Origin of the sequence: Kaistia algarum (genome assembly GCF_026343945.1) — a bacterium.
Taxonomy (GTDB): Bacteria; Pseudomonadota; Alphaproteobacteria; order Rhizobiales; family Kaistiaceae; genus Kaistia; species Kaistia algarum.
Genome location: NZ_JAPKNJ010000001.1, coordinates 2,164,585 through 2,179,543, shown reverse-complemented (window position 1 = coordinate 2,179,543; position 14,959 = coordinate 2,164,585). Strand labels below are relative to the sequence as shown.

At 64.7% G+C, this 14,959-nt stretch carries 13 protein-coding genes; 8 read left to right on the top strand and 5 right to left on the bottom strand.

Annotation, left to right across the window (positions count from 1 at the left end; all coding sequences use genetic code 11):
* Positions 1-2: 2 nt before the first annotated feature.
* The 3 genes from glnT to OSH05_RS10545 form a co-directional block, all read right to left on the bottom strand.
* Positions 3-1,370, bottom strand: a complete 1,368-nt coding sequence (gene glnT / locus OSH05_RS10555) for a type III glutamate--ammonia ligase (protein WP_104220818.1) — start codon at positions 1,368-1,370, stop codon at positions 3-5.
* Positions 1,371-1,375: 5 nt separating this feature from the next.
* Positions 1,376-2,215: a creatininase family protein gene (locus tag OSH05_RS10550; protein WP_104220786.1), complete on the bottom strand. Its 840-nt coding sequence runs from the start codon at positions 2,213-2,215 to the stop codon at positions 1,376-1,378.
* 154 nt (positions 2,216-2,369) lie between these two features.
* The gene (locus OSH05_RS10545; protein ID WP_104220819.1) at positions 2,370-3,122 is read right to left on the bottom strand and encodes an amino acid ABC transporter ATP-binding protein; all 753 of its coding nucleotides are present in this window, start codon (positions 3,120-3,122) and stop codon (positions 2,370-2,372) included.
* Between the two features lie 489 nt (positions 3,123-3,611).
* Here OSH05_RS10545 and OSH05_RS10540 point away from each other — a divergent pair, with 489 nt between their 5' ends.
* The 8 genes from OSH05_RS10540 (at position 3,612) to OSH05_RS10505 (ending at position 12,305) form a co-directional block, all read left to right on the top strand.
* A complete protein-coding gene (locus tag OSH05_RS10540) occupies positions 3,612-4,541 on the top strand; it encodes an ABC transporter substrate-binding protein (protein ID WP_165801690.1) in 930 nt (309 codons plus the stop codon).
* An 84-nt stretch (positions 4,542-4,625) separates the two neighbouring features.
* Positions 4,626-5,594: an amino acid ABC transporter permease gene (locus OSH05_RS10535; RefSeq protein WP_104220788.1), complete on the top strand. Its 969-nt coding sequence runs from the start codon at positions 4,626-4,628 to the stop codon at positions 5,592-5,594.
* 17 nt (positions 5,595-5,611) lie between these two features.
* Complete coding sequence (locus OSH05_RS10530) at positions 5,612-6,721, top strand: LLM class flavin-dependent oxidoreductase (protein WP_104220789.1); 1,110 nt, start codon at positions 5,612-5,614, stop codon at positions 6,719-6,721.
* Positions 6,722-6,766: 45 nt separating this feature from the next.
* A complete protein-coding gene (locus OSH05_RS10525; protein ID WP_104220790.1) occupies positions 6,767-7,942 on the top strand; it encodes an aromatic ring-hydroxylating oxygenase subunit alpha in 1,176 nt (391 codons plus the stop codon).
* A gap of 67 nt (positions 7,943-8,009) precedes the next feature.
* A complete protein-coding gene (locus OSH05_RS10520; RefSeq protein ID WP_104220791.1) occupies positions 8,010-8,984 on the top strand; it encodes an aldo/keto reductase in 975 nt (324 codons plus the stop codon).
* A gap of 13 nt (positions 8,985-8,997) precedes the next feature.
* Positions 8,998-10,653, top strand: coding sequence for an FAD-dependent oxidoreductase (locus OSH05_RS10515; protein ID WP_104220792.1), 1,656 nt, complete (start codon positions 8,998-9,000; stop codon positions 10,651-10,653).
* Entirely contained in the window at positions 10,650-11,441 is a 792-nt protein-coding gene (locus OSH05_RS10510) for an SDR family NAD(P)-dependent oxidoreductase (RefSeq protein ID WP_104220793.1), read from the top strand. The genes OSH05_RS10515 and OSH05_RS10510 overlap by 4 nt, the downstream gene beginning before the upstream one ends.
* A gap of 144 nt (positions 11,442-11,585) precedes the next feature.
* The gene (locus OSH05_RS10505) at positions 11,586-12,305 is read left to right on the top strand and encodes a TetR/AcrR family transcriptional regulator (RefSeq protein WP_207778811.1); all 720 of its coding nucleotides are present in this window, start codon (positions 11,586-11,588) and stop codon (positions 12,303-12,305) included.
* On the opposite strand, the gene OSH05_RS10500 is transcribed toward OSH05_RS10505, so the two are convergent.
* Together OSH05_RS10500 and OSH05_RS10495 are read right to left on the bottom strand one after the other, a co-directional pair.
* On the bottom strand, positions 12,302-13,198 hold the full coding sequence (locus OSH05_RS10500; RefSeq protein WP_104220794.1) for an amidohydrolase family protein: 897 nt from the start codon (positions 13,196-13,198) through the stop codon (positions 12,302-12,304). The genes OSH05_RS10505 and OSH05_RS10500 overlap by 4 nt on opposite strands.
* A 2-nt stretch (positions 13,199-13,200) precedes the next feature.
* On the bottom strand, positions 13,201-14,868 hold the full coding sequence (locus OSH05_RS10495; RefSeq protein WP_133163155.1) for a hypothetical protein: 1,668 nt from the start codon (positions 14,866-14,868) through the stop codon (positions 13,201-13,203).
* Positions 14,869-14,959: the final 91 nt, after the last annotated feature.

Here is a 14,959-nt window from a genome sequence, read left to right as displayed (position 1 = left end):
CCTCAGAAGAAACGGAGATAGCGGTCCTGCTCCCATTGCGAGACATGCGCCATATAGGAGAGCCATTCGCCGCGCTTGTAGTCGGTCCAGCTATTGGCCATGCCCTCGCCCAGCACCTGCCGCGACAGCGGATCGGCGGCAAAGGCTTCCACCGCCTCGCCAAGCGTGCGCGGCAATTGGCGAATACCGCGGGCGGTGAGTTCCGCCTCGGAGCTTTCATACATGTTGCCGCGGTTCGGCTCGCCGGGATCCAGTTCCTCTCGGATGCCTTCGAGGCCAGCGGCCAGCACCATGGCAGCGCCCAGATAGGGATTGCAGGCACTGTCGGCCGCGCGCAATTCGACGCGTCCGCCCGAAAGCGGGATGCGCAGCGCGTTGGTACGGTTGTTGTTGCCATAGCAGGCAAAGATCGGCGCCCAGGTGAAGCCCGACATGCTGCCCTGTTTGACCAGACGCTTATAGCTGTTCACCGTCGGCGCAACCACGGCGCAGATCGCCGGCAGATGCCGGAGCACGCCCGCGATAAACTGGTAGCCAAGCTTGGAGAGGCCGCAGCCGCGCGGATCGGCGGGGTCGGCAAAAGCGTTGCGACCCGAGGCGATGTCGGCAAACGACATGTTGAAATGGGCACCGGAACCGGTGCGGTCCGCATAGGGCTTGGGCATGAAGCTGGCGAAAGCGCCATTCTGCCGAGCAATGTTGCTGGCCATCAGACGCAGGAAGGTGAAGCGGTCGGACATGGTGACCGCGTCGGCATAATTGAAATCGATCTCGAACTGGCCGAGGCCGTCCTCCTGGTCGAAGGAGTAGACATCCCAGCCGAGCTTGTTCATCGCCGACACCATCTGATCGATCCAGGTCAGATTGTCGAGCAGCATCGAGCCGTCATAACAGGGCTTGGAGAGCCGGCGTTCCGACAAGGGCTTCGGACCGTCGGGCGTATCGGCGAGAACGTAGAACTCCGCCTCCATGCCGAGGTTGAAAATGTAGCCGAGCGACGCGGCATCGGCCATCTGGCGCTTCAGGATGCCGCGGCTGCAGGCCTCGAACGGCGCGCCGCCGAGCCAGAGATCGCTGGCGAACCACGCCACCTCCGGCCGCCAGGGCAGGACGGCCATCGACCGACCGTCCGGATGGGCGGAGACTTCCTCGTCATTGACGGCCTGCGGTACGCCATCAAGCGCCGCACCGGTAAAGAGCTCCGATCCATCCATCATCTGCTCGAGATGATCGACGGGTACCATCTTGGCCTTCGACACGCCGTGCATGTCGACATAGCTCGCCATCAGATAGCGGACGGACGCCTCCGTAAGCTTCGTCTTCAGGTCGACACTGTCGGGCGAGGCCGCGTTTCCGAGCTTTGCATCCATCTCCATCAGGCTCCATCAGCGATCATGCGGGAAAGGGGGCGAGGCGGCAGCGGCATCGAATCCGCCGTCCAATCCTCGAGGGGGGTGCTTTCGGCGAGCGCGGCCTGCAGCTGCGCGGAGAGGCTGTCGACACAGAGATCGAGCAGCCGGGCGCCGAATTCCGGCGTGGCACGGCTCGGCAGGCCGACCGTCCCGGTGCGGCTCTCCTTGTCGACCGTGTAGGAGAAGAAGCAGCAGGCGGCGCGGTTCGGTTCGTCCACCGCCTTGTCGAGCGCCACCAGTTCCGGCCGCAAATGCAGCATCAGCGACGTTTCGGCGTCATTGGCATGCCAGTTGGTGCCGCCGTCATATTCATAGAGCGCGCGCACATCCGATGAGATTTCCCATATCGAGCGGAGTGCGATCCGCATGTCCGGCAGATCGGCGCGGATGTTTTCCAGCGCACAGCGCAGTGGCGCCCAATTGGTCACATGACCGTTGAGAAGCACGAGGCGCGTGAAGCCCGAGCGGCGCAGCCAGCCGGCGATCTCCAGCACCATCGCCGCCAGCGTCTCCGGACGAAGCGACAGCGTGCCCGGCCATTTGTCGGAATGACCCATCGAACAGCCATAGGGAAGCACCGGCAGCACGGGGATCGACGTCCGCGCCGACACGCCTTCCGCCACCGCCAGCACCGAGAGCGTATCGACGCCGGTTGGCAGATGCGGCCCGTGCTGCTCCGTCGCACCGACCGGCAGGATCGCCATGTCGATGCCGCGCGCCCGCAGATCGGCGATCGCCTCGAACGAAAGCTCGTCCCATTGTACCGCGCCGCTGGCGCTCAGGCTGCCGCCGGTCCCGCTCATGGTTCAAAACTCCCTCGGAGAGGCTGGCGACGGTCGTCCGCGTTTCCCACTGGATCCGCACCCCGGTCCCGACCGGGCGGCCACGCCATAGTTTGCGCTAATCGAACGTTCAATTAACAATTCAGTCGGATCGGTTTCCATGGAGCGGCTCCGCCTAGAGAATCTTGGAGAGGAAGGCGCGGGTGCGCGGATGACGCGGCGAGCCGAAGAACTCCGCCGGCGCATGCGTTTCGACCACCGCGCCCTGGTCCATGAAGGCGATCCGGTTCGCGACCTCGCGGGCGAAGGCCATCTCATGGGTGACGACGATCATCGTCATGCCCTCGGTCGCCAGATCGCGCATCACGTCGAGAACCTCGCCGACCAGTTCCGGGTCGAGCGCGCTCGTCGGTTCGTCGAAAAGCAGGAGTTTCGGGCGCATGGCCAGCGCGCGGGCGATGGCAACGCGCTGCTGCTGGCCGCCGGAGAGCTGGCCGGGATAGGCATCGAGCCGGTGGCCGAGACCGACGCACGCCATCAATTCGCGCGCATGCTCGGCGGCAGCCTTCGGATCCTCGCCGCGCACCTGGATCGGCGCCTCGACGATATTTTCCAGCGCGGTCTTGTGCGCGAAGAGATTGAAGCGCTGGAACACCATGCCGATCTCGGCCCGCTTGGCGGCCACCACCCGGTCGGGCAGCTCATGCAGCCGATTGCCGACCCGGCGATAGCCGACGAACTCGCCATCAACATGGAGCGCGCCAGCATCGATCTTCTCGAGATGGTTGATGCAGCGCAGGAAGGTCGACTTGCCCGAGCCCGACGGGCCGATCAGGCACAGAACCTCACCCCGCTCGACGGTCAGGTCGACACCGCGCAGAACCAGCGTTCCGTCATAGCTCTTCATGACCTGGCGCGCGACCACCATCGGCCGGTCCGGCACGACGCCTTCCGGGCGTGGTCGCTGCAATTGGGTACGGGGCTGCCAGAGCATGGCGTCTCCTCATGGGTGTCGCCCGGAGGCGGCGTTTGACCGGATGTCGGCCCATGCCATCCTTGAAAGCGAATCTCGTGCCAGATGCGAAGCGGGCCATTTCCCTCCGACCGAACCGCCATCCGGCCGCATCCCGTGCCTGTCAATTAATTGAATGATTAATTAATGCGCATCATTCGCAGGCATATCCGCCATCCGGACCTCGCGGACTTCAGGCCCAGATTCACTCAAGGCCGCGCGCCCGTCCGGGAATTGCTAACTTAATTGATCGTTCGATTAATTGGCATGGCACTTGCTAACCCTTTCAAGGGGCCGAAAGACGGCACCTTTTCGACGTTGCCGGATCCAAGAACAGAACAAGGGATCCGGGGCGAGCACCATCCAGAGGCGCCTCAGGCGCGCAGAACGAAAGGCAAGAACGCGATGCTCTTCAAGACTGTCTCCCGTTTGCTGCCGGTCCTCGGCCTCGTCGGCGCGCTCCTTGCGCCGATCACAGCCGACGCCCAGGAAGCCAGCGCCGGCATTCCCGTCCTCACCAAGGACCAGGCCGCCTTCGACCTGCTTCCCGACGACATCAAGGCCTCGGGCGTCATCAAGCTCGGCACCGACGCGCATTATCCGCCTTGCGAATATTTCGCCGAGGACAACGTCACCATGCTGGGCTTCGGGCCGGATCTGTGGCGCGCCATGGGTCAGAAGCTCGGTGTCGAGGTCAAGGCCGAGTCGATCGACTTCGCCGGCCTCATCCCCGGCATCCTGTCCAAGCGCTTCGACATGGCGATCGAATGCATCACCGATACGGCCGAGCGTGAGCAGCAGCTCACTTTCGTCGACTATTCCTATGATTATGGCGACGCCATCTACTTCATGGCCTCGAACCCGGTCATCAAGGAAGGCGACTTCACCTCGCTGTGCGGTCTGAAGACGGCGGGGCAGTCGGGAACGAACTTCATCGACAATCTGCAGGTCTTTTCGGACTATTGCGCGAAGAAGGGCAAGCCGCCGATCCAGATCAGCGAAGTGCCGCAGGCGGCAGCCGTGATGACCGGCCTCTTCGCCGGCCGGATCGACTTCATGCTCGGCGCCGTGGTTGCCTTCGACGAGATGCAGAAGGCAGCGCCGAGCCCGGTCAAGAGTTTCCCCAACGCCTTGAACAAGCGCACCTACATGGGCGCGATCGTCAACAAGGACAACACGAAGCTCTCCGAGGCGCTGCTCGCGGCGCTGAAGGGCGTCATCGCCGACGGCGCCTACGACACGATCTGGGACAAGTATCGCGTCGGCCACGCCAAGCTCCTCGATCCTGGCATCAATCTCGCTACGCAGCGCCCGATCGTTCAGCCGGAACTCTGATCCCATCGGGAGGGAGCCGGCCTCATGAAGGGGCCGGCTCCCTCCAGCCCCGTGATTTCACCGCCTCACGAGGAGACCCGGACCATGATCCAGGATGCCGTCATCAGCGGAACCGCGCCGAGCAGCTCGATCGACGAACGCGAGGGGGACAACCTTGTCGTCGCGCCAAGCCGTCATATCGGCCAGTGGATCGCCGCCGGCATCGTCCTGGTCCTCGTCGGCCTCGCCGCCTGGTCTGTCGCGACCAATCCGAATTTCCATTGGCCGACGGTCGGCCACTATTTGTTCGACCCGCTGATCCTGAAAGGTGCCTGGATGACGCTCTGGCTGACGCTCGTCGTCATGGCCGTCGGCATCCTGTTCGGCATCGTCCTGGCGGTGATGCACATCTCCGACAATGTGATCGTCTCCAAGGTTAGCGCCGCCTATATCTGGTTCTTCCGCGGCACGCCGGTCATGGTCCAGCTGATCTTCTGGTACAATCTGGCCGCACTCTATCCGCGCTACTTTCTGGGCATTCCCTTTCTTGGCATCACCTTCGTCGAGGGCTCGGTCAACGATCTGATCACACCCTATACGGCGGCCGTGCTGTGCCTCGGCCTGAACGAGGCGGCCTATATGGCCGAGATCATCCGCGGCGGCATCCTGTCGATCGACAGCGGCCAGGAGGACGCGGCCCGCGCGCTCGGCATGCGGCGGACGAAAATCATGCGGCGGATCATCATCCCGCAGGCGATGCGCAGCATCATCCCGCCGACCGGCAACCAGGTCATCGGCATGCTGAAGGGGACGTCGATCGTGTCGATCATCTCGCTTGGCGAACTGCTCTATTCGGCGCAGATGGTCTATTCGCGCAACTACCAGACCATCCCGCTGCTGCTCGTCGCCTGCTTCTGGTACCTCGTCATCACCACCGTGCTGACAGCCGTCCAAAGCCGCATCGAACGGCGCATGGGCCGCAGCACGCGGCGCGCCACGCCGAAACACTTCCTCCACTCCCTGCTGCCGTTCACGGGCCGAAACAGCCCGCCCGGCGGCATGCCCGCAGCCTGATCCCGCGAGGTCTTCCAATGGAATTCGGCCTGTTCAACCTGATGACCTATCGCGGCAATCCCGGCGGATTGTCGGGCGTGGTCGCCGACACCCGCAGCCTGGTCAAGCTCGCCGAGGATATCGGCTTCGGCACCGCCTGGTTCGCCGAGCACCATTTCACCAATTATTCGATCAGCGTCTCGCCACTTATGCTCGCCGCCTACATGGCCGGCGAGACCAGCCGCATCAAAGTGGGCGCCGCGGTGGTCGTGCTGCCACTCTATCATCCGATGCGGGTGGCGCAGGAGATCGCCCTGCTCGACCAGTTGAGCGAGGGTCGCGCCATGCTCGGCGTCGGCACCGGCTATCAGCCCTATGAGTTCGCCCGCTACCATGTCAGCGTCGAGGAGAAGACGGAGATCTTCCTCGAATATTGGGCGATCGTCGAACAGATCCTCACCGATGGGCGCGCCTGCTTCGCCGGCAAATATATCCAGGTCCCCGAATCGGTCTTCCTGTTGAAGCCCCGGCGATCGATCCTCTCCGAACTGTTCCTGACCACCAATGATCCGCGCATCCTGAGCGCGCTGGGCCATCTCGATCCCGTGCCGTTTATCACCACGGGATGGCGCGGCACACCGGCGCTGATGACCGGCGCCGACAAGATGCTGAAGCATTGGGAAGCCGTGCTCGGCCGCAAGCCCCGCCCGATCGCGGTCCAGCAATATATCCACGTCACCGACGACCCGAAGGACGCGCTGATTGCCGCCGAGCACGCGCTCTCGGTGGGCCGCCTTGCCACGCATCTGAACTCGCCGGCCCCGAAACTCGACGGTTCCATGCTCGACCCGCCGCCGCTGCCGGACGAGCCGCCGCTGGAGACCGTGCGCGACTTCATCATCGCCGGCGACCCGCACCATGTGGCCGAGCGCATCGTCGCCGAGATCCGCGCCTTCGATCCGCACCATTACAGCACGTTCTTCCAGTTCGGCGACCTGCCGATCGCCATGGCGCGGCGTTCGCTGGAGCGCTTCGGCGCCGAGGTGATCCCGCTCATCGAGCGCGAGGTCGGCCCGCTGGACCGCATCGGACGCCGCGAGGCGCCCGCCCCCGATATCCGCTTTGCCCTGAACGCCGCTACCGCCTGACAAGATAGCCCGCCTGCCGGGCCACAGCCGAAGGAGACACGACCGATGAATCCCCGCGTCAATCCCGCGCTCGGCGAGACCGAAGCCGTCGAGATCGAAGAACTGAGGAGCGCCGTGCTGGCCGGATCGAACCAGGATCTTGCCCATGCCGAGACGCTGCCGCCGGAATCCTACGGCTCGCAGGCTTTCTTCGACCTGGAGGTCGAGAAGATCTTCCGTACCGACTGGATCGCTGTCGCCCATGTCGCGCAGATCCCCAATGTCGGCGACTATGTCACTATCGACGTCCTGAACGAGTTGCTCGTCGTCGTGCGCGGTGCCGATCGCATCCGCGTCATGTCGCGCGTCTGCCTGCATCGCTGGGCGCCGGTCGTCTCGGGCGAGGGCAATACCAAGCTGTTCTCCTGCCCTTTCCACCGCTGGGCCTATGGCCTCGACGGCCAGTTGAAGGCCGCCCCGCATATGGATGAGGCCGAGGGCTTCGATCCGAAGAGCTGCAAGCTGCCGGAAATCCGCAGCGAGATCTGGCATGGCACGATCTACATCAACCTCTCGGGCGACGCGGATTCACTGGCCGACCGGCTTTCGGACCTCGACGCCACCTTCGCCCGCTACGACATGGACGAGCTCGTCCTCGCCTTCAGCTACAAATATGAGTGCAATTTCAACTGGAAGATCGCCGTCGAGACCTTCATGGAGTGCTACCACCACATCGGTGCACATTCGAAGACGGCCGAGCCCCATGCGCCGGGCCGCTTCTCCTTCGGCGGTGATGGCGGCAAGGGCTGGACGGTTTGCTACGCGCCCTGGCGCCCCGACCTGCCGATCGCCGAGCGGACCAAGACTGGCCTCCCGGAATTCGAAGGCCTGAGCGACGAAGTGCTGCGCAATGGCGGCCTCTATTCGATCTATCCGACCACCTTGTTCAACACCAATGCCGACCGCATCCACTGGACGACGATCATCCCGGTCTCGGTGAACAAATGCATCTGGTTCCGCCAGGTGCTGGTGAAGAAAGAAGCGCTGGCGCTGCCGAACTACCAGGAGATCATCGACAATATCCGTGAGACCGGCATGGCGATCTTCCAGGAGGACATCGAGGTCAACGACATGCAGCAGATCGGCGCGCAATCCTCGCTCGCCACCGTCGGGCGCCTCAGCCATCTGGAGAAGACGGTCTGGCAGTTCGCCAACTATGTCCGCAGCCGCGTGCAGGGCTGAACCATAGCCGCATCCTGAAGGGACGCGCCAAACAAGCGCGCCCTCTACGCCAAAGGAACGCCCGAACATGGACTATGTGAATCTCGGCCGCAGCGGCCTCAAGGTTTCCCGCCTCTGCCTCGGCTGCATGACCTTCACCATCCCGAAACCCGGCGGCCATAACTGGCTTTTGAGCGAGGAGGACAGCCGGCCCTTCTACAAGCATGCGCTCGACCTCGGCATCAACTTCTTCGACACGGCCAATATCTACTCGGCCGGCGCCAGCGAGGAAGTGCTCGGCCGCGCCATACGCGACCTCGTTCCTCGCGACGAGGTCGTGATCGCGACCAAGCTCTATAATCCGATGCGCAAGGATCCGAACTCGCGCGGCCTGTCTCGCAAGGCCGTGATGACCGAGATCGATGCCAGCCTGAAGCGGCTCGGCACCGACTATGTCGACCTCTACATCATCCATCGCTGGGACGAGACGACGCCGATCGAGGAGACACTGGAGGCGCTGACAGACGTCGTGAAGATGGGGAAGGCCCGCTATATCGGCGCCTCGACCATGTTCGCCTGGCAGTTCTCTAAGGCGCTGCAGCTTTCGGACCGTCATGGCTGGGCTCGCTTCATCTCGATGCAGAACCATTGGAACCTGCTTTATCGCGAAGAGGAGAGGGAGATGATGGGGCTCTGCGCGGCAGAAGGCATCGGCGTCACGCCCTGGAGCCCACTCGCCCGCGGCCGCCTCGCGCGCACCACCGACGACACCTCGCGTGCCTCGGGCGACCAATATGCGAAATATCTCTATTCGGCGACGGAAGCCGCCGACAATGCCGTGGTCGAGCGGCTGCGCGAGATCTCCGGCAAAAAGGAACTGCCGCCCGCTCAGGTCGCGCTCGCCTGGCTGATGCAGAAGAGATCGGTCGTCTCGCCCGTCATCGGCGCGACGAAGCTGCATCACCTCGACGACGCCGTCGCGGCGCTGGGGGTCAAGCTGACCGCAGACGAGGTCACGGCGCTGGAAGAGCCCTATATCCCGCATCCGCTCGCCGGATTCTGACCGGACGGGAAAGATGACGGAAACGGTCCTGACCTGCGACGTTGCCGTCATCGGCTCCGGCTCAGCGGCACTCGCCGCCGCGCTCACGGCGTCGGCGGCCGGGCTCTCGACGCTCATCCTCGAAAAGACCGCCAAGCTGGGCGGGACGACGGCGCTTTCCGGTGCCGGCACGTGGGTTCCGGCCAATCACCACATGGCGGCCGCCGGCATCGCCGATACGCCCGAGGACGCCCTTGCCTATATTCGCGCCGTCGCCCCGCCCGGATGGCGCGAGACCGAGGACGCCCTCTGGCAAAGCCTCGTCGAGGCCGCGCCAAAAATGCTCGCTTTCCTCGAGGCCTCGACGCCGCTGCGCTTCGAACTGACCCAGGATCCCGACCCGCTGCCGGACCTGCCGGGCGCGCGGGACTTCGGCCGCATGCTGTCGCCGGCGCCGCTGAGCCGCCGCATCCTCGGGCGCCAGCGGAGGCGGCTGCGCCCGCCGATGCTGACACATCTCTTCACCTATCAGGAGATCCAGGCGCTCGACGTCTTCCACCATCCCTGGCGCGCCGCGCTCCGGATCTGGCCCCGGTTGCTTTGCCGACTCATGACTGGTCGGCGCGGCAACGGCACCGCGCTCGTCACAGGTCTCCTCAAGGGCTGCATCGACCGGGGCTGCGCGATCGAGACCGAGGCCCGCGTCTTCCAATTGATGATCGATCCGCAGGGCGTGGTGACCGGCTGTCTTGCCGAGTTGGATGGCAAGCGCGCCCGGATCGAGGCGCGGCACGGTGTGGTGATCGCGACCGGCGGCTTCGAATGGGATGCCAATCGGCGCGAAGTCCACTTCCCCGGCCCCACCGACTTCCTCACCAGTCCCTCGGGAAACAGCGGCGACGGCCATCGCATGGCCGAGGCAGCCGGTGCCGCCCTTGCCCATATGGGTGAGGCCAATCTGAGCGCCGGTGCGCCCTTCCGCTATGAGGGCGCGCTGCAGGGCATCAGCCTGTATCTCCACCGCGAACCGAACACGATCGTCGTCGACGCCGCCGGCCGGCGCTTTGCCAACGAGCACGACTTCAATTTCTCGGAGACGCTCGATGCCCGCGAGGCGGCGACCGGCGCGCCGCTCCATTTGCCGGCCTGGCTCATCAGCGATACGGCGCTCTTGAAGCGGCTGCCCATCCTTGGCAAGGCAGCCCGACTGAAATCCGGCTGGCTACGAGCGGCTCCCACGATCGAGCAGCTGGCCGAGGGGATAGGCCTTCCGATCGAAGCGCTGGCGGCGAGTGTCGAACGCTTCAACGGCTTTGCCGCACGCGGCGCCGACGCGGAGTTCGGCCGCGAATCCAGCGGGCGCGCCATCGGCCGGCGACGAGCCCGCAAGACGCTGGAGCCGATCCTGGCCGCGCCGTTCATCGCCATACCCTTCAACCGATCCTTCGTCTCGACCAAGGGCGGGCCGCGCACCGACGCGTCGGGCGCCGTGCTGCGACCGGACGGCTCCCGGATCGACGGGCTCTACTGCGCCGGCGTTGCCATGGCCAACCCGATCGGCACCCGCGCGGTAGGTGCCGGAACGACGATCGGGCCGAACCTGACCTGGGGCTATATCTGCGGCCGCTCGATCGTCGAGCGCAGCCGGCGCAATCCTTCCAGCAACCCGCAACCGGGAGACAGGACATGACGGCAGCGACAGGACGCCTCGCCGGGCGGGTGGCGATCGTCACCGGCGGAAGGCGGGGCATGGGGAGGACCATCGCCGAGGAGATGGCGCGCGAGGGCGCGATCCTCGCCATCGTCACCAAGGGTGACTTACCCGGAGCTGAGGCGCTGGCGGGCGAACTCGGCCCCGAGGCGATCGCCGTCGAGGCCGACGTGACGCAGCAAGCCTCTGTCGATGCCATGGTGGCGAAGGTGGCGGGACATTTCGGCCGGATCGACATCCTCGTCAACAATGCCGGCCTTGGCCGACCGGGCGCGTTGGAAACGCTCTCCGAAGCCGATTGGGACGCAGTCTACGCCGTCAACGTCAAGGGCACATTCCTCGTGAGCGCCGCCGTCGCACGCGTGATGATGAAGCAGAATGCGGGCTCGATCGTGAACATCATCGCCGCCTCGGCCCACCGCTCCTTCCCGCGCTCCGGCGCCTATGGTTCCTCGAAGGCGGCGGTGGTGAGCCTGACTCAGCAGATGGCGCTCGAATGGTCGCCCTTTAGCATCCGCGTCAACGGCGTCAGCCCCGGCGCCATCCGCGATCCCGATACCGATTGGGAAGTGAAGGAGCCTTGGCTGATCAAGGAAGTCTCGCGCCTGCCGCTGAAGCGCCCCGGCCGCACGATCGACATCGCGAAGGCCGTCACCTACCTCGCCTCCGATGAAGCCGCCTATGTGACGGCGCAGACCCTGGCCGTCGACGGCGGCGGCGTCGCGACCTGGCACCTCTCGGCCTATCTCCATGATGGCGACCGATGAGGGGGCGATATTGAGCACCGCTGTGGGTAATGCCAGTGCAGATTGTGCCGGCGGCAGGTTCCGCTTGACAGATTTTCGTGGGCGTGGCGCTCAAGAGGGGGTGGTCGGCACGATCCTTCCGGCCGCGCAGATGACGGGTTTCCAATGACCAAGAGGCAGATGGCGGCGCCGAAAGCTGGACGAAGCGTGCCGGCCGCGGCGTCGGACGAGACGGTATCTGCGAGGGCCGAAGCCAAGGCGCCGCGCGGCCGGCTGCGCTCCGTCTCCAAGACCGATGCAAGTCCGGCGACATCCGAAACGCTGCTCAACGTCGCGCTCGACCTGTTCGCCGACCAGAACTATTCCACCGTGACGATCAAGGACATCGCCAAGGCGACGGGCTTCAACCCGTCGCTGATGTATTATTATTTCGGCAGCAAGGAAGAACTGTTCCTGAAGGCCGTGGAGATGACCGTGGCGGCCGCCTTTGAGAAATTCGAGAAGATCCGCGACAACGCCAAGTCGCCCGACGAGGTCATCGCTTCCTGGATCGAGATCCACATCACGCAATTCCAGCTGATGCAGAAACTCGCCAAGGTCAGCCTCGACTATGCGAGCACGCATAACCGGACCGAGAAGATCGACGAGGCGATCCGCACCTTTTACGAGAAGGAAGCCGTGGTGCTCGGCCAGGCGATCCGCGAAGGCGTCGAAAGCGGCATCTTCAAGCCGACGCGGCCGAAGCAGATGGCGACCTTCATTTCTACCTTCCTCGACGGCGCCCTGTTCCGCAACATGATGTTCCCGGACTTCAATTACCGCGCCGCCATCCGCTCCATGCGCACGATCATCCTTGACCGCCTGCGCAATGGAACGGAAGGCTAGAACTCGTCTGGCAGACGATATGCGGCACGGGCATTCGCCTCGAACATCGCGCGCTGCTCGCTGTCGCTGAAGCCGGAAACGATCGTCTTGAAGGCATCGTAGATCGCGCCGAACGACGCATGCAGGGCAACGACCGGATAGTCGCTGGCGAACAGGCATTGCGCGGGTGTGAAGGCGTCGATGCAGTCGAGCACCACCGGACGCAGGCTTTCCAGCGTCCAGTCCGGGTCATAGGCGACCGGATCGGAGATCTTCAGCGCCAGATTGGGCGCCCGCGCCAATTCTCGGAGCCCGCGACGCCAATGCGCCATGCCCTCGCGATCGCGGTCGATCGGGCTGCCGCAATGATTGAGGACGAAGAACGTCTCGGGGAAATCGGCGACGAGCCGTGCCGCGCTGTCCATCTGCCAGGGCGTTATCATCAGATCGAAACTCAGACTGTGACCGGCGAGACAGGCGAGCCCACGCTGCCACGAGGGATCGTTCATCCGCTCGCGCTGATCGACGAAGCGCTTCGCCGGATCCGGGTGCCAGCTCAGTATGTCGCGGATGCCAACCACACGGGGATGCGCCGCATAGCGCGCCAGCAGCGCCTCGACCTTCGGATCGGCGAGATTCGCGCCGGCGACATAACGCGCGGCGATGCCGCCGGACCGATCGAGCCCGTCCAGCCATTCAACCTCGCCATAAGGGTTGGCCGGATCCCAATTGGCTTCGACATGCACGCTCGCAACGACATTGTGCCCGGAGACCGCGGCGTGATAGTCCGCCGGCAATTGGTCGGCCAGCGCCGGGTCGCTGGCGCCCTCCAGCCAGGCATGGCGATGCAGGCTGCGATCCCAGAGATGATGATGGGGATCGACGATCGGCCCGTCATAGAGGTTATCCGCCATGATCAGCCGCCCATATAGCGACGGCGGCCGATCCGGTCGGCGAGGCTCAGCCAGCGCCGCGCCACGGCATCGTCCCCATGGCGCGCGCCGTCCAGAGCAACGCCGGCAAACGACTTCAACCGCGCATCCGGCAATTCGGCATGGCAGTCGATCTCCTCAGCGATGGCAATGAACTGCTCCGCCTCCGCCAGCCCGCCGAACAGAGGCGCCGCATCCTCGGCGAGGAAAGTCTCCCAGGAAAGATCCGGGTCGTAGCCGAAGCGGCCGAAGGCCAAATAGCTGAGTTCCGTTGTCGCCAGATAGGGTGAAGCCTCACCCCAGACGGTCAGTCCCTGCATGCCGACATCGGCGGCCTTGCGGCACATTTCGGCGAAGCTGCGCCCGTTGAAGGCGTAGCGCTCGGTCCGCCGGTCGCCGTTCCATTGGCTGGCGAACTGGCAGCGCAGGATGTTGGTCCTGGTCGGCAGCCGCGCGACGTCCGCGCGCGTCAGTTCGGCGTTGAGGCGGTTCCAGTAGCTGCGGTTCAGCGTGTGCTGGTAGATGCCGCCCTGCGGCATGCCGGCGAGTGCACCATGGGCACCCGGATCCAGCAGATTGTCCCATTGCAGTTCGCAGAACAGCCAGAGATCGTCGCGCTTGCCTCGGGCCGCTTCCATCAGGCGCGGAAAATTGTCGGCCATATCGGCATAGGACCAGGATTCGAGATCGCCGCTGCGGCGGCTGCCATCCTCCCGCTCGCCGCGCCGCGCCCGGCAGCGCTCGCAGCCGCAGACGCCATAATCGCCGCTCTCGATATTGATGCCGCCGATCTCGAAGGTCTCGGCCAGCCAGGCGACCGCCTCGGTCATCCATTCCATGGTCTCGGGCCGCGACGGACAGGCGGCAACGGTATAGTCGCTGCGCGGGAAGGCGAGCGGGAAGTCGAGATCGGCGATCTGGAAGCCGACACCCTTTTCCAGCGTGGAGCCGATATCGGGATGGCCGCGCAGCCAGGTCGAGAGATTGTAGCGATGCTCGCCTTCCCAATAGACGCCGCCATAGGCACCGACCGCGATACCCGGAAGGATGCGCACGCCGCGCTCGTTGGCGTAGCGGCACAGCTCCTGCGCCGCGGCGATGCCACCATGCGAGTCGCGCAGGAAGCCATAGATGATGATCGCGGCGATGCGGTTTCGGCTGGCGAAATCGACGGCCCGCTTATAGTCGGCGAGGAACCCGGCCGGCGGCTTGCCATAAGGATTGAAGACGCCGATCTCCTGGTGGCCGATCTGGGAAAGCTCCCAGTTCGTCGAATGATCCCAGGTCCACCAGGCGCGATAGGCAAGGCCCGGCGCGCCGCGAAGCGGAAAGTCGGCAATCGCAAGGCCACCGTCGCGCCAGCCTGCCTTGTCGATCCATTCTTGCATTCCGTAGATGACCCCCGAGAAAGGGCCGCCCCGCAGCGTGATCCCAGCCCGCTCACCCGATTCGACCTCGATGTCAAAGGCCCCTTCGGCTAAATGGCGATCCTCGATGAGGCGAAGACGGGGAACGCCGGCCGGCGCCTCGGTTGCCGGAAGGACATGCAATTGCGGGAACGCTTCGCGCAGCCGCTGCACTGCATGGGGATGGCGATCGCCGCCCTCGACCGCAAGCCGGTCCCCGATTGCCATCAAACCGTGCGCAGCCATCAGATCCTCCAAGCCCTTGCCGTCCGAACTATGCTGAAGCCGGCAGGATTGCCGAATGATTATCAAATATCAACATTGACTTTCGTTAGTG

Bases quoted from the DNA above. Each gene is read 5' to 3' on its own strand.
- glnT (WP_104220818.1), bottom strand. From the start codon at position 1,370: ATGGATGCAAAGCTCGGAAACGCGGCCTCGCCCGACAGTGTCGACCTG.
- OSH05_RS10550 (WP_104220786.1), bottom strand. From the start codon at position 2,215: ATGAGCGGGACCGGCGGCAGCCTGAGCGCCAGCGGCGCGGTACAATGG.
- OSH05_RS10545 (WP_104220819.1), bottom strand. From the start codon at position 3,122: ATGGTGGTCGCGCGCCAGGTCATGAAGAGCTATGACGGAACGCTGGTT.
- OSH05_RS10540 (WP_165801690.1), top strand. From the start codon at position 3,612: ATGCTCTTCAAGACTGTCTCCCGTTTGCTGCCGGTCCTCGGCCTCGTC.
- OSH05_RS10535 (WP_104220788.1), top strand. From the start codon at position 4,626: ATGATCCAGGATGCCGTCATCAGCGGAACCGCGCCGAGCAGCTCGATC.
- OSH05_RS10530 (WP_104220789.1), top strand. From the start codon at position 5,612: ATGGAATTCGGCCTGTTCAACCTGATGACCTATCGCGGCAATCCCGGC.
- OSH05_RS10525 (WP_104220790.1), top strand. From the start codon at position 6,767: ATGAATCCCCGCGTCAATCCCGCGCTCGGCGAGACCGAAGCCGTCGAG.
- OSH05_RS10520 (WP_104220791.1), top strand. From the start codon at position 8,010: ATGGACTATGTGAATCTCGGCCGCAGCGGCCTCAAGGTTTCCCGCCTC.
- OSH05_RS10515 (WP_104220792.1), top strand. From the start codon at position 8,998: ATGACGGAAACGGTCCTGACCTGCGACGTTGCCGTCATCGGCTCCGGC.
- OSH05_RS10510 (WP_104220793.1), top strand. From the start codon at position 10,650: ATGACGGCAGCGACAGGACGCCTCGCCGGGCGGGTGGCGATCGTCACC.
- OSH05_RS10505 (WP_207778811.1), top strand. From the start codon at position 11,586: ATGACCAAGAGGCAGATGGCGGCGCCGAAAGCTGGACGAAGCGTGCCG.
- OSH05_RS10500 (WP_104220794.1), bottom strand. From the start codon at position 13,198: ATGGCGGATAACCTCTATGACGGGCCGATCGTCGATCCCCATCATCAT.
- OSH05_RS10495 (WP_133163155.1), bottom strand. From the start codon at position 14,868: ATGGCTGCGCACGGTTTGATGGCAATCGGGGACCGGCTTGCGGTCGAG.